This window comes from Microcoleus sp. Pol7_B2 (assembly GCF_036701035.1).
Lineage (GTDB): Bacteria > Cyanobacteriota > Cyanobacteriia > Cyanobacteriales > Microcoleaceae > Microcoleus.
The window spans coordinates 23,954-39,058 of record NZ_JAUBQB010000051.1; the positions used below are offsets into that span (position 1 = coordinate 23,954).

Genomic DNA, 15,105 nt, shown 5'->3' on the forward strand with positions numbered 1-15,105 from the left:
AAAAATGCAGAACAAACATCAAAAACCCTGGCTAAAAGAAGCGGCAATTGTCAGCGCGATCGCCCTCACATTCATATTGCTCATTCCAGGAATACTCCCCGACGTTCGGCTCAATCAATTGGGGCGATTTTTAGCACTAGCAATTGCCGCCCTCGGCATAGACTTGATTTGGGGATACACGGGTTTGCTCAGTTTAGGGCATGGGGTATTTTTTGCGATCGGCGGTTACGCCTTCGCCATGCACCTAAAACTGCAAATTCCCCCAACTGCCAGCAGTCAATTGCCAGAATTTATGAACCTCTACGGCGTTACCGAACTCCCCTGGTTTTGGCAACCATTTTATTCATTTCCTTTCTCAGCATTAGCAGTAGTTCTCATCCCCGCCATCTTGGGCGCACTTTTAGGTTATTTAGTATTCCGCAATCGAATTCGAGGCGTTTACTTTTCAATTCTTACCCAAGCAGCAACCATTGTATTTTTCAACTTCTTTAACGGTCAGCAAAAACTGATTAACGGCACTAACGGACTCACCGACTTTAAAACCCTGTTCGGAGCCACAGTCAATGACCGAGATACTCAATATATTTTCTACATTCTCACCATACTCTTTCTAGCAGCAACTTACGCCCTCTGCCGATGGCTGACCAGCGGGCGTTTCGGCCGCCTGCTAGTAGCCATTCGCGACGACGAAGTGCGCCTGCGTTTCTCAGGTTACAATCCCACAGGATATAAAGTTTTAGTCTTTGCTATTTCGGCCGGTTTAGCCGGGATTGCAGGCGCATTATTTACCGTACAAACCGGAATCATTTCGCCAAAAGCAATGGATATTGCCTTTTCAATTGAAATGGTAATCTGGGTCGCAGTGGGAGGTCGCGCCACATTATCTGGAGCAATATTAGGAGCGCTGCTAGTCAACTTTGGCAAGAGTTTTTTGAGCGAGCAATTTCCCGAAGTGTGGCTATTTTTCCAAGGTGCGCTTTTCTTAATAGTAGTAACAGTCCTGCCCGACGGCCTAGTCGGATGGCTGCAAGATCAAAGTTTCGACCAAATCCGCAGCTTGTTCAGAAAACCGAAGTACGTATCTACTTACCCCAGCCTGGAACAAGACCCCCAAGTGCAGCTCGAAAAAGAAGAACTTGAACATTGAGTGCAAAAATATCGTGTAATTTATAAGTAGGCTGACATAAATAAATGTCACCTACAACAGACAAACAAAGCAATCGCCATAGACTTGGCAAACGCTGCATTTATCTCTGTCTGAGGAAACGTAATATATATGTCCACCTACTTAGATATCCGTAGCAACTAGCTTTGTTCTTTAACTTGAGGGGCAACATATGGCAGATATTATTGACTACAAAATCTACGGCGACGATTTGCAACTCATCGAGATTGAACTCGACCCTAGAGAAGGCGTCAGGGCTGAAGCTGGAACCATGACATATATGGAAGGCGACATCCAAATGCAAACATCCACAGGCGGCGGCTTATTTCAAGGTTTTAAACGAATGCTGACAGGAGCGGGTTTTTTCATTACCACCTTTGTCAACGCCGGAAATCGCAAGGCCCGCGTCGCTTTTGCCGCCCCCTATCCGGGTAAAGTAATTCCCCTAGATTTAGGCCAACTTGGCGGTAAGTTTTTGTGTCAAAAAGACTCATTTCTCTGTGCGGCCAACGGCATTGAAATTGAGGTAGCATTCACCAAGCGACTCGGTGCCGGTTTCTTTGGCGGAGAAGGTTTTATTCTGCAAAAATTGCAGGGTGACGGGCTAGCTTTTGTTCATGCGGGAGGAACAATAGTTGAGAAAAATTTAGGAGTTGGCGAAGTGTTGCGAGTAGACACGGGCTGTTTAGTAGCTTTTGCAGCGAGTGTAGATTACGATATTCAGTTTGTTGGCGGGTTTAAGAATGCTTTGTTTGGAGGTGAAGGCTTGTTTTTGGCAAAGATGACTGGGCCTGGAAAAGTATATGTGCAAAGTTTGCCACTCTCGAAGTTAGCTGAACGCATTTTAGCAGCAGCTCCACCTCCTATTTCGAGCAGTTCTAGCAGTTTTAGTTGAGAAGAAACTGCTAAAAAAAAGTATAAAGTATGGTGCTGCGGCAGGTTATAAAATCTGCTAAACTAAGGAGAAAATGTCTCTCCGTACCTACAAAAAGTATCAGTTGTTATCCATTAGTGAGTTAATTGCTAATTATGAATGGCAAAGTATTAGAAATAGAAAACTTGACTGTTAGTTTTGATGGTTTTAAAGCCATTAATGGTTTAAATTTCAGCATGGATGCCGGCGAACTACGAGTTATTATTGGGCCCAATGGTGCGGGGAAAACAACTTTTCTCGATTCGATTACCGGGAAGGTGCAGCCGACAGAGGGCCGGGTGCTATTTAAGGGACAGAATTTACGCAAGCTGTCGGAAGATAGGATTTCGCGCTTGGGAATTGGTCGCAAGTTTCAGACGCCGCGAGTTTACTTGAATTTAACGCCACGCGAAAATTTGGAATTGTCTTGCAGCCGCCATAAAAATGTTTTTTCGACTTTGTTCAAGCCTGCTTCTGCTGCTGAAAAACGCACGGTTTCCGGTTTGTTAGAAACAATTGGTTTAGTTGCTAAAGCTGATATTTCGGCTGGTTTGCTTTCTCACGGGGAAAAGCAATGGTTGGAAATTGGAATGTTGGTGGCTCAATCTCCTGATTTGTTGTTGGTAGATGAACCTGTGGCGGGTTTGACGGATGAGGAAACGATGTTAACGGGAGAGTTGCTAATTTCGCTGGCGGAAAGTCATTCGGTGTTGGTAATTGAACACGATATGGAGTTTGTGCGGCAAATTGCGCGGCAGGTTACGGTGTTGCATCAGGGTGCGGTTTTGTGTGAGGGGACTATGGATGAGGTGCAAAATGACGATCGGGTAATTGAGGTATATTTGGGAAAACCGGAAGAGTAAGAATAAGGAAGTTCGGCAACGGATTGTGTAACGGAGGTAACGGATATCAGGAAGACGGAAGAAGGAAGAAGTTATTTGTTAGTTGCTACTAATTTCCCTGCCCAATTACCAATTAAAAACTATGCTACAAGTCTCTAATTTGAATGTTTACTACGGCGAAAGTCACATTTTGCGCGATGTCGATTTAAGCGTCATGGCGGGGCAAATGGTTTGCTTAATCGGCCGCAATGGTGTGGGCAAAACTACTATGCTAAAAACGATTATGGGGTTGCTGCAACCGCGCAGTGGCACTATTGCTTTTGGCGGAGAATCTATTGCTTCTAAGTTGACTCACCAGCGGGCTAGATTAGGAATTGGTTATGTGCCTCAAGGACGTGAAATTATTCCACGTTTGACGGTTAAAGAAAATCTATTGTTGGGTTTGGAAGCGAAACCAACCAAAATCAAAAATCCTGAAGTTCCTGATGAAATTTTTGATTTATTTCCTGTTTTGAAAACTATGCTCGATCGCCTGGGAGGTGATTTGAGCGGAGGACAGCAGCAGCAGTTAGCTATTGCTAGGGCTTTGATGGGTGAGCCGCAGTTGCTGGTTTTGGATGAACCTACGGAGGGGATTCAACCATCCATTATTTTAGATATTGAAGCTGCGGTGCGCCGCGTGGTTGCGACTAGGGGAATTTCTGTTTTGTTGGTGGAGCAACATTTGCATTTTGTGAGGCAAGCTGACTGGTATTATGCTATGCAAAAAGGCGGAATTGTGGCTTCGGGAAGCACTAGCGAGTTAAGTGATGAGGTGATTCAGAGGTTTTTGGCTGTTTGATTCAGAAGGAAGTTCGGCAACGGATTCTGTAACGGATGTAACGGATGGAAGGAAGAGGGAAGAGGGAAGAGGGAAGAGGGAAGAGGGAAGAGGGAAGCTGGAAACGAGGAAACGAGGCAGAGCCTCTAGATATTTATTCCCAGGCAGAGCCTGGGAACAAGGGATGCAGTCCGCGCACCATGCGGACTTTGTTTGACAAGAAGCGATTTCAATCGCGCCGGAAACGAGACTATATTATTGATTTTTTCTGCCGTCTGGCATTGTGGTGCCTGCCATACTTGCTCGATCGATACTAGCGCCATCTATATTAGCATTGCGGAGGTTGGCATCGGAAAGATTGGCATCTCTCAAGTCGGAAAATCGCAGGTCTGCACCGTCTAGATTTGTCTTTGTCAAGTTGGCTTTTCTGAGGTTAGCGTTGCTGATTCTCGCTCCTACTAATTCGGCTCCGCTTAAGTTTGTGCGAGCTAAATTGGTGTTGACAAAATCTGAGATCTCGAAGCGACTACCGCTGAGGTTGGCATCTGATAAATCTGATCCTGTCAGGATGGGATTTTTTAAGTTAATGTTAACTAATTTTACGGCTCGGAGGTCGCAGCGGGAGCAGCTTTGAGTTAGCAGCAGCGTTTCGACGTTGGCGTTGATTTGGTCGATTTGTTGCTGGGAGAAATTTTCGGCAAATTCTGGGGAGACGTAGCCGAGGTTTTTGGGGTCGGCTGGTTTTGGTTGGGGTGTTTGTATTGGGGGTGTTTGGATTGGTTGGGGTGTTTGGATGGGTTGGGGTGTTTGTGGTTGGGGTGTTGGGATTGGTTGGGGTGTTGGGATTGTTTGGGGTGTTGGGATTGGTTGGGGTGTTGGGATTGGTTGGGGTGTTTCTATTTGCCCGATCGCACTTAGTTGCAGCCCCACCTTCGGCAGTTCGAGAGTTGCTGAAAAAATTAGTAGGGCGATCGACATTATGGTGAGTTTTTTCATAAATCTATAACTTTTTGTTTGCGAAAATACCATTTATATGGTATAATACCTCGAAAAGTGAACTCTCTACATTTCGCTAAATAAATCAAAATTTAGATAAAAAACTTCGGAACCATCAGGTGCGCGAATTAACTTTTCTATTACCGGAGGCAGTTGTTGTTGACGGTACAATTCGGGAATCTCGCAGAAGCTTTCTTCGGTAATTTCCAAAATTTTTGGCATCTCAGGAAGGGGAATCCCTAACCGATCGCTTTTATTTAAGGTACAAATAATTAGGTATTTGCAGTCAGCAATGCTCGGACTGCTGGGAAATATTTTGGATAAATTAATTATGGTAATCAGTTCTTCTTGATGCCGCAGTAGACTATTACCGTTCGGTAAAATACCGTAGGCCTTAAAGTTTTTAACAATGCGCTCCACTCGTTCGATAGGAACAGCATAGTAAATATTTCCCAGTTCAAAGGAAACAAATTTTTTAGGGGCAATTCTAACAGTGGCTTGTTTCTTGCTCCGAAAGCGGCGATTGTAATTGGCGTGAGTCATTCGATTTTAGATTTTAGATTAAGGATTATTGGATTTTAGATTTTAGATTGAGGATTATTGGATTTTACAGCATATTCCACATTTATGAAGTACACCCGCCTATAGTTAGCTCGCCCTAGGGACACGGCACTGCCGTGTCCCTACACTTCACAAACCTGGAATACGCTGTAGATTTTAGATTATTCGATTTTAGTAGGTGAGTCGGGTGCGTAGTTCCCACTCTTATTTGCGTATTCAATTACTTTTGACCTAAGTTTTGTTTGTTGACATTAGGGATTATTTGATTGAAATTTGAGATTATGGATTAAATTATTGATTGGTGGATTAATTTGGGGATGGCTTGTAAAAGTTGGGCTTCGCTGTAAGGTTTGGTGAAGTATTGATTTGCGCCTAATTCCATTGCCATTTGGCGATGTTTTTCCCCGCTACGGGATGTCAGCATGGCTACGGGAATCTTAGCAAACCGCTCAGTCGATCTGATCGATCGCAACAATTCAAATCCATCCATCCGAGGCATTTCAATATCCACGATCGCCAAACTGCAATCAAGACCATTTTGCAACTTTTCCAGGGCATCCACACCGTCTTTAGCCTGTACCACCCGGTAGCGAGCACGAGTCAGCGTCATAGACAGCAACTGGCGAATTGTATAGGAATCATCCACTACCAAAATCTGCGGTGACTGACTCGAACTCACCGGCATCTCCTTCACTTTACCTGACACAGCGGCGATCGAACTATTTACCCCAGGTTGGCCCACCAAATCGTCCACATCCAGAATATTCACCACGCGCCCGTCCCCCAAAATCGTAGTCCCCAAAACGCCGCGAGGCTTGGATAGAGGCGGTGGCAAAGGTTTAACCACTATTTCCTGCTGACCGATCAGCCGTTCTACGGCCACCGCCAGCATTCCTTCGGTAGAAGCCAAAACCAGGACGGGAATTTCGTCTTGGGTCAAAGGGTCAGGAGAGGGGGCATCCGGCCCGACGACGCTGTATTCGAGCAAATCTTGCATCCTCACCAAACGAATAAATTCCTCCCGCCACCACAGCATTGGCTGATTGCCGGCAATGTGAACTTCCGAGGCTTTAATGTGCAGAATTTCCTCGACTGCATCCAGCGGCACTGCTATTTTATTGTGATCGGTCTTCACCATCAAAGCATCAGTAATCGACAGCAGCAGTGGCAGTTTAATAATAAAACTCGTACCTTTTCCCAGGCGAGAGTCTACCTTCACCGTCCCCCGCACAGTCCGCAAATTTGTTCGCACCACGTCGAGCCCGACTCCCCGCCCCGAAAGGTCGCTGACCCCTTCTGCAGTGCTGAAACCCGGCCAAAACAGAAAATCGTAGAGTTCGGCAATGGAAAATTCTTGAGCTTGTTCCTCCGTCGCCAAACCCTTTGTGACAACTTTACGGCGAATCATTTCCGGGTCAATGCCTTTGCCGTCATCGGCGACAGTAATAATCGTTTGGCCGCCTTGGTGGCGGGCTTCTATTTCAATTTGACCGCTGGCGGGCTTGCCACTTGCTTTCCGAACTTCGGGCATTTCGATGCCGTGGTCGAAAGCGTTTCTCACTAAGTGTATTAAGGGATCGCGCAAAGCGTCGAGCAAACTTTCGTCAATTTTGGTATCTCTTCCCACTAGCAGCAGGTTGACATCTTTATCGTATGTGAGACACATCTCCCGGAGTGCTCTGGGCAAGTGATCGACGGCGCGACTGAAACTCACGACTCGCAACTGCATGACGCGGCTGCGTAGTTGTTCGGTAATGCGGCGCAGTTGGTCGGTACTGCGCTCGAATTTCATCGCTAAGGTGTCTAATTTGGTGGCGGAGTGAGAAATTGCTTGGGCAGTTTCGATGACTTCTGCGGCTGTCGAGTGGAACTCTGTATAACGATCCATCTCTAAGATATCGAAGTGAGCATGAACCGGAGAGGATTTGCCGTTAGCAATCATGGGGAATTCTGTTTCTGCTGCTGCAAGTTTTCCCAATCCAGAGTTCCCGTTTCCCCCTCTCCACTCTGCAAAAGTCAGTCTGTCGTATTCTTCTCGCAACTGACCGCCGAATTGGTTTAAATCTACGATATTGCGGCGGATACGCTTGACTTCGCCACGCAGTTCGGATTCTTGAAGTTCTAAATTTGTACGGTTGATGACTAATTCTCCGACTAGATTCACTAATTCTGTCAAGCGTTCCAAGTCTACCCGGATGGTCGGTCTTTGCGGGTTGGAGACTGTGAGAGTCGGGGAGTCGGGGAGAGTCGGGGAGGGAGAGGGAGAGTCGGGGAGGGAGAGGGAGGGGGAGGGGGAGATTTCCGGGGATGGCGGGGAGTCGGAGAGTGGGGGGGAGTCGGGGGGAGTCGGGGAGGGGGAGATGTCGGGGATGTCTATCGCCCTTCCTTCCAATATTTGTTGGCGTGCGGTTTGCAAGTTTTGGGCGATCGCCCAACCCTCGGATTGCAACCGTTGTAGAGTCAAGTCTGGAGAGTCGATCAAAGCGCTGAGGGCTGCGGCGATTTTTCCAAAATCCGGCAATAGCAGCATTCCAGCCAAACCCGAGAGTTGGTAGTAAACCTGGTTGAGGGCGGTGACGCTTTTTGCCAAATCTGCCTCGGAAGCTTGGGAAAGCTCGGTTTCTAGGCGATTGAAGAGTGCCGGCACTTGCTGTTCAAAAATCAGTTTCAGGGTGTCGGGGGCGGGCGATTGGCTGGCTGCGGGGACTGGCGGCTGTTCTGACTTGCCGTACTTGGCCTGGAACTGGGCGAAAATTTGGGCGATCGCCTCCAAGTTTTCCGTTTGATCCGGAGTTGTGACATCGGAGTGTTGAACTGATTCGATCGTAATTTTTTTGAGAGCATCCACCCCCTGCAGCAAAACACTCACAGTAGTCGGTTCCAGAGCCGACAAGTCTGTGCGATCGCGCAAAATGACAAAACAGTCCTCCAGCGTGTGAGCCGCCGCCGATACGTTTTGAAAGCCCAACATCGAACCCGCACCTTTAATCGAGTGCGCCGCCCGAAACATTTCTTTAACTGCCGCTTGTCGCTCTTTCAAACCCGCAGCTTCCATCGCCAGCAGATTCGTCTCCATTGACTGGAGAAACTCTTCGCATTCTGCGGTAAAAGCATCTATTAATTCGTTTAAATCGTCATCATTCATATTAGTCTGTTGTCTGTTGTCTGTTGACAGTTAACTGTTGACTGTTAACTGTTGGCAGTTTTTTTATATATGATGTCCCGTTATTTAACTGTAATTGTTATCGGGGCGGGTTCACGATTATCTATAACTTCGCATTCAGGATATTTCTCAACCCGCCCCGGCAACAACGATAGTTATTAGTGATTCGTATAACAGTCAACCGTCAACAGTTAACAGTCAACCGTCAACTGTTAACTGTTAACAGTCAACTGAACTAACTGCGGAAATTCGCCACAGACTTTTGCAATTGGCCCAAAGAACCAGACAGCTCGTCCAAAGATGCTTTGACATCCGCACCTTTTTGTGCAGTCGTATTCGCAATCTCGTTGACTTGCTGCATACTGTTAGCAATTCCCTCAGCCGAAACAGTTTGCTTGGCAGATGCGCTAGTAATATTCTGTACCAAAGCATTCATTTCTCGACTAACTTCGATAATGGCATTGAGGTGAGTTTTAGCTTCGCTTGCCAGCTTAGTGCCTTCCACTACCTCCAGCGTCCCGGATTCCATTGCCTTCATCACGCGGCTGATTTCTTCTTGAATTGTACCGACAATTTCGGAGATTTCCTCCGTAGCGCCGGCGGATCTTTCTGCTAATTTCCGCACTTCTTCGGCAACAACTGCAAAGCCTAAACCTTGTTCGCCGGCTCGCGCCGCCTCAATAGTAGCATTCAGAGCTAATAAATTAGTTTGCGAAGCAAGTTGAGAAATCGAAGTCACAATTTTGCCAATTTGCTGCGAAGATTCGCCCAAACGCTTCATCATTTTCGAGGTAGAGGCGATCGTCAACCGGAGCCCGTTAATGCCTTCGACAGCTCGATCGACCGCCATACCGCCGACTTCAGCCGTTTGAGAAGACTGCTGGGCCACTGTTTCTGCCCGCACCGAAACATCTCGCACGTCGCGGATCGAATTCACAATCCGCTCGATTTCGCGCATGATGGCAGATATTTTTGCTGCTTGAATTTCTGCCTGTTGGGTGAGTTGACTGGTATTGTTAATTGACTCGTCGGTAGCAGATGTTACCTGTTCCGCTAAAGTTTGAATTCCCGTTACCACTTTCCGCAGAGAACCGATTAAGAAGTTGAAAGAGTCGGCGACAGCACCTAAAACGTCGTTAGTCACTTCCGCCCTGACTGTCAAGTCGCCTTGAGCAGCCCCTTTAATTTCTCCCAACAATTTAAGGACTTGCTGCGTCAGAGAATCAGCTTCAGCTTTGCGTTCGGCGGCCAATTTTTCTAGTCGTTCTTCTGCTTCTTTGCGCTCGGTGATGTCAAAGCGGATGGCGATATATTTGACTATTGTGCCGCTGGTATCAAAAATGGGGGATATCGTCGAATATACCCAGTAAAACGAGCCATCTTTGCGTCGGTTTTTGATTTCCCCTTGCCACACCAAACCGCGAGAAAGTGTCACCCACATTTCTTCAAAAAATGATTTGGGATGGTAGCCGGAATTGATGAGGCGGTGGTTGCGGTGCAGGAGTTCTCCCATGCTGTAACCGGAGATTTCAATGAATCTGTCGTTGACGTAGGTAATCATGCCTTGGACATCAGTTTCGCTGACGATCGCCGATTCGTCTAGGGCATTTTGCCGAGTTTTTAGTTCTTGCAGCAAGCGTTCCTGTGTCTCGGCCAACTGCTGCATTCGCTCCTGGGATGCTCTTTGTTCGGTGACGTTGCGGCAAACGACTACGCCGCCTTTAAGCGCCCCCGTTTCGTCTTTGAGCGGCCGACCGTTAACTTTCACCCACAGGCCCTCTGGCTTGCCTGCGTGGCGGGTGAAAAGGTCTACGTCGTCAACGGATTCTCCTCGAACCGTGCGCGCTAAAGGTATGTCGGCTGGGGGAAAGGGAGTTACGGTATCGGGCAAGAATAAACCGTATCTTGCTGACCATTCATTAAGAAGAGCATCTGTCGCACCCATGCCAAAGATATCTTCGGCGGCGGGGTTGAACAAAACAAAATTGCCTTTTTCGTCGGCAGCAATTATGCCGTCGCCAATGCTGTTTATTAGCAGTTGCAAGAGATTGCTTTGCTGGCGAAATTGCTCTTCGGAACTGGCTAATTGGGCTGTTGTTTTTTCCAGTTGCACCATCGCCTGTTTGCTTTCGGTAACGTCGCGAGCAACTGCATACATGAGCTGTTGTTCGGTTACAGGTCGCACTTTCCACGACAGCCACCTGTAGGAACCGTCTTTGCAGCGGTAGCGATTTTCATAAGACTTTAATTCGGCGCCGCTGGCTACTTTTTCCGCTTGTTCTATGGTTGATTCGCGATCGTCTGGATGGACTAAATCGATATAATAGTTGTCTTCAAGTTCATGCGCCTTGTAGCCGAGTGTTTTTTCCCAAGAGGGATTGATGCGCTTGAATTTGCCTTCAAAACCTATAGTACAAATCAAGTCTAGGGAAAGGGTAAAAAATCGATCGCGCTCTTCTTCTGCTTTTTTGCGATCGGTAATTTCGAGCGCCACACCGCCGACACCGATGGGTTTGCCGTCAGAGCCGGGTAAAGGAAAGTATGACGCCAGCCAATCTCGCATGACGCCCGGTTCGTTGAAGATTGATCCCGACACCTCAACGTTTAAAAGCGGTTGGTTGGTGACAAGAACTTGCTGCAACATCGGCTGTAGGGTATCGATCATTTCGGGTACAACTTCCCTCACAGTCTTGCCGAGGTGTTCGGCAACTGAGACGCCGATGGTTTCGGCTAATTTCTCGTTAACTTGGACGAAGCGCAACTGCTCGTCAAGAATAAACATTGAGGCCGGGGCGGCTTTGAAAAATGCGTCAAAGCGGGTTTGACGCACAACTAATTCTCGTTCTAGGGCTTTGCGATCGCTGATGTCGCGAGCTTCGGGAATCAGCAGCACGACTTTGCCGCTGTCGTCTACGATCGGCTTGAGGGAGAAGTCCACAGTCATCACAGCACCCCCAGCAACGAGCACGTCGGCTTCGTAGCGGACTACCTCGCCGGCGGCGGCTTTTGCGAGCGCAGCTTGCACTTTTTGCTTGGCTTCTGGGGAAATTTTCCACCACAAATTATCTACAAACTGCGTGCCTAGGAAGTCCTCGCGCTCCAGTCCGGCGACGGCGAGGGCTGTTTGGTTGACTTCCAAAACGGTTCCGTCTGGTTTGAGCAGCCCCACTAATTGGAACGATTGGTCAAAAATGGCTCGGAATAGTCTTTCGCGATCGCGCAGCATCTCTTCTGCGCGTTTGCGATCGCTGATGTCGCGACTAACTGTAGCTAGCCCCATAGGCTCGCCCGTTTCTGGGTTGTTGACGGTAAATAGGGTGAAGTCAACCGGAAAGTTTTCGCCGGTTTGAAAGTTCCGCAAGCGGAATTCGCCCTGCCAAAAACCGTCTCGCACAGTAGCCGGCAGGATTTCTTCTTTGAAAATATTAACGTCTTCTGCTGAGAAGAAGTCATAAACGCTTTTGCTTTTTACTTCTTCAATATTTGGCAATCCTGCTAGTTTCATTCCCGCGACATTCAGGTATGTTGCCTCTCCCTCCAGGGTAGCCGTGCCGATAAAATCCGAGCTACTTTCTACGAGCGAAATCAATCTTTGTTTTTCTATTTCGGCTTGCTTGCGAGCCGTGATGTCGTTGTTAGTTTCTAAAATAGCTTTGGGTTTACCCTGTTCGTCTCGCTGCAAATTCCAGCGGCTAAATACGGTAATTTTGGCATCATAATTTGTGGTGTGAATTACTTCTCCTTCCCAATAATCCTGATGTTCTAACTGTGCCGAAATAGCTGCGAAAGGCTGGGGAAAAATGGTGTGCAATAGAGTATGGGTGACTTTTCCCAAAGCTGCTTTTTTTGTCCAGCCGTACATCCGTTCGGCTCCCTGACTCCAATAATTAATCGTGCCGTCTATATCCCGAACGATTAAGGCGTCGCTGGCAAGGTCGAGCATTTGCAAGTTCTGCTGCAATGCTTCTTCTGCGCGCTTGCGTTCAGTAATGTTGCGGGCGATCGTTGAGACAAATTCAACTTCTGAATTCTCGGATTTGTGGGCAACAATTACTTGAGAAACTGGTATTTCTTCGCCGTCTAAACTCTGCCAAACTGTCTCGCCACTCCACGCCCCGTCTCGGCAAGCTGCGGGGATGCCGACTTTCACAATAGTGTCGATACTTTTGGGGGATGTCAGGTCAGAAATGCTGATTCCAGTTAAATCTGCGTCGTCGCCAACTCCCAACATTTCTCTGGCTGCGCGGTTGAGATAAATGGCGCGCTGTTGGGAGTCGGCGATGCCTACCCAGTCTGTTGTGGTTTCTAAAATTGCTTTGAACCGCAATAGTTCTTTTTCCGATTTGCGACGCTCTGTGATGTCGCGCGCCATGCCGAGCATTCCTAAAATATTGCCTTCTGCATCTTTGAGGGGCAATTTCTGGGTGTCGAAGCTGTGTACTTTGCCGTCGGCTAAGGTGGCTAAGTCGTTGGAACCGGGGGCGAGGTGGTTGCCGGCCCGGAAGTTTTGGATTTGGTTCTCGGAATCGGTTTGGGCGTGGAAGTTGGGGAAGATGCGATCAACCGATATGCCGATTTCTGCGTCGTCTTTGCCGATAATTTCTGCTTGAGTTTTGCCGAATGCGGCGGCGAAACCTGCATTGACTAGGGTGTAGCGCAAGTTTCGATCTTTGACGAAAATGCAGTCTGGCGTAGCGTCAATGACTGTACGCAGCAAGTTTTGGGAGCTTTCTGCTTTGGCGAGTGTGTGCCGCAGTTGTTCTTCCATTTCCACGCGATTGGTGATATCTCTAATCGCGCAAACGAGAAATTGTCTGCCGTCGGCATCTACAAAGGTAGATTTTTTGGCGGAGACAAAGCGGGTGTTTCCTGCTGGATCTGTGATGGTTTTTTGGATTTCGGTGCTGGTATTTGTCGAGAAAACTAATTCGTCTTTTTCTCGATATGTCTCTGCTTCCTCTTTGGGCAAAAACTGGTCGTAGGATTGGCCAATTAGTTCTTCTCTGCTATGACCTATGTATTGACAAAAGGCATCATTTAATATGATCCAACGGTGCTGTTGGTCTTTGACATAAATCGGGTCGGGGATGCTGTTGAGGATGTTGTTTAAGAATTGTTCTGAGGCTTTTAATTGCTCTTGTACTGCGGTGCGATCGCGAATTTCCTGTTCCATTTGTGCGTTAGTTTGCAGGAGCTGCTCGGTTCTTTCATTCACTCGATGCTCTAGTTCTGCAGTTAGCTGCTGCAATGCGGCTTCTGCCTTTTTGCGCTGGGTAATGTCGCGGCCTTCGGCGAGGATTTGAAATATTTCTCCTGTTGCATTTAACAGCGGCTTAAACGACACGTCCATTACTGTCACATGGTTATTGGGGCCGATGATTTCGTATTCTTCCCGGACAAAATTACCGGCGGAAACTTGTTGAATGTTCGCTTTTAGGCGCTGCTGGTTGGTTGGAGTTGAGGCCCACCAAGGTGTCAGCCAAAATTTCAGCCCCAGCACTTCTGATGCTGGGAAATCGCCCACTTCTAGCGCTGTCTGATTTGCTTCGAGCACAGTACCGTCTGGCTCCAATAATGTGATCGCTTGAAAAGCTTGGTCGAAGATGGCGTGAAATCGCTGGTTAGTTTCGCTCAGTGCTTGTTCTGTTTCTTTTTTAGCGTTAAGGATGCGGGTAGAACCTACTAAGAATCCGTAGCGGTTGGACAAACTCAAAAAAACGAGCGCCGCCATTACAGTGATCCAATCGAACACAGTTTGTGCCACTGGAGAGTGGGGCAGCCCTAGGTATTCGGCGGCGTGGCCGCTGTGGCCGAAAGCGCAGGTCCAAAATATGGCTGCTGTGGCTGTGGCGAAGATGTCCAACCCGAATTGACGGTTTCGCCACAAACCTAAGCTGATTATCCAGGCGATGGCAAAGTAACACACACAAATGATGCAATTAGCAGCTCCAGCTAGCACCGATTGGGAGAAGTCAGGCAACGTCAGGGTTAAAGTCGTTGCGATCAAGGTATAGAGAATTTTGATCATAAAATTAAGGATGGGCAAATCGGATGCGGGCGATCGTTAGTTAAAATTATTGATGGAAAGCAGTTGTAGACTTACCTGTATGGTTGCTTTTTACCAGCGTTCGGAATGGGCGATCGCTTCTACATCGACAATCATTAGCAAACGTCCTTCGGAATTGTACAGACCTTTTAAGAATGGAGCTAGGTCGGGACTGACATCTAGTGCTGAGACAATGCGATCGGGATTGAGAGGTAAAACTCCTTCGACGCGGGAGACGGCTAATCCCAGGCTGATTCTCGACAACAATCTCACGTCTCGTGGATCGGGGGCTTCTACAACTAAGATGCGGCTGTTTGGGTGGTGGATGTCAACCGACTCAATACCGACGAACAGTCCGAAGTCTGCTGCTGCTAAGATTTCGCCCCGCAAGTTGGTTAATCCCAGCAAAAATGGCAGGGTGTTGGGAACCAGGGAAATCGGTTGTTCCTTGAGGGAAAGGACTTCCCGCACTGCCTCTAAGTCTATGGCGAACAGACTGCCTCCTTGACCGAACAGGAGAAATTGCTTTGTTCCACTTGTCTGATTCCCCCCAGTGGGGGAAGCCGTTATTTTCATGGCTTATTTTTAGTTTATAGTGT

General features: G+C 47.8%; 9 protein-coding genes. 4 read left to right on the top strand and 5 right to left on the bottom strand.

Translation table 11 applies throughout. The features are described 5' to 3' along the window. The first annotated feature begins 4 nt into the window (after positions 1–4). The 4 genes from urtC to urtE all read left to right on the top strand — a co-directional run bounded on the left by urtC (position 5) and on the right by urtE (position 3,761). Positions 5–1,147: an urea ABC transporter permease subunit UrtC gene (gene urtC / locus QUA57_RS18745; protein WP_333062863.1), complete on the top strand. Its 1,143-nt coding sequence runs from the start codon at positions 5–7 to the stop codon at positions 1,145–1,147. 190 nt (positions 1,148–1,337) lie between these two features. Next, complete coding sequence (locus tag QUA57_RS18750; protein ID WP_333062861.1) at positions 1,338–2,060, top strand: TIGR00266 family protein; 723 nt, start codon at positions 1,338–1,340, stop codon at positions 2,058–2,060. A 134-nt stretch (positions 2,061–2,194) separates the two neighbouring features. Continuing rightward, entirely contained in the window at positions 2,195–2,941 is a 747-nt protein-coding gene (gene urtD / locus QUA57_RS18755) for an urea ABC transporter ATP-binding protein UrtD (RefSeq protein WP_333062859.1), read from the top strand. Between the two features lie 121 nt (positions 2,942–3,062). Further along, the gene (urtE, locus tag QUA57_RS18760; protein WP_015175091.1) at positions 3,063–3,761 is read left to right on the top strand and encodes an urea ABC transporter ATP-binding subunit UrtE; all 699 of its coding nucleotides are present in this window, start codon (positions 3,063–3,065) and stop codon (positions 3,759–3,761) included. A gap of 234 nt (positions 3,762–3,995) precedes the next feature. Here the strand turns inward: urtE and QUA57_RS18765 are convergent, their stop codons facing one another. The 5 genes from QUA57_RS18765 to QUA57_RS18785 all read right to left on the bottom strand — a co-directional run bounded on the left by QUA57_RS18765 (position 3,996) and on the right by QUA57_RS18785 (position 15,082). Next, positions 3,996–4,736, bottom strand: a complete 741-nt coding sequence (locus QUA57_RS18765; protein WP_333062858.1) for a pentapeptide repeat-containing protein — start codon at positions 4,734–4,736, stop codon at positions 3,996–3,998. Positions 4,737–4,802: 66 nt separating this feature from the next. Continuing rightward, complete coding sequence (locus QUA57_RS18770; RefSeq protein ID WP_333062857.1) at positions 4,803–5,279, bottom strand: chemotaxis protein CheW; 477 nt, start codon at positions 5,277–5,279, stop codon at positions 4,803–4,805. Between the two features lie 304 nt (positions 5,280–5,583). Beyond that, a complete protein-coding gene (locus QUA57_RS18775) occupies positions 5,584–8,442 on the bottom strand; it encodes a hybrid sensor histidine kinase/response regulator (protein WP_333062855.1) in 2,859 nt (952 codons plus the stop codon). 253 nt (positions 8,443–8,695) lie between these two features. Next, positions 8,696–14,488, bottom strand: coding sequence for a PAS domain S-box protein (locus QUA57_RS18780; RefSeq protein WP_333062853.1), 5,793 nt, complete (start codon positions 14,486–14,488; stop codon positions 8,696–8,698). 90 nt (positions 14,489–14,578) lie between these two features. Beyond that, positions 14,579–15,082: a chemotaxis protein CheW gene (locus QUA57_RS18785; RefSeq protein ID WP_333062851.1), complete on the bottom strand. Its 504-nt coding sequence runs from the start codon at positions 15,080–15,082 to the stop codon at positions 14,579–14,581. Positions 15,083–15,105 lie beyond the last annotated feature (23 nt).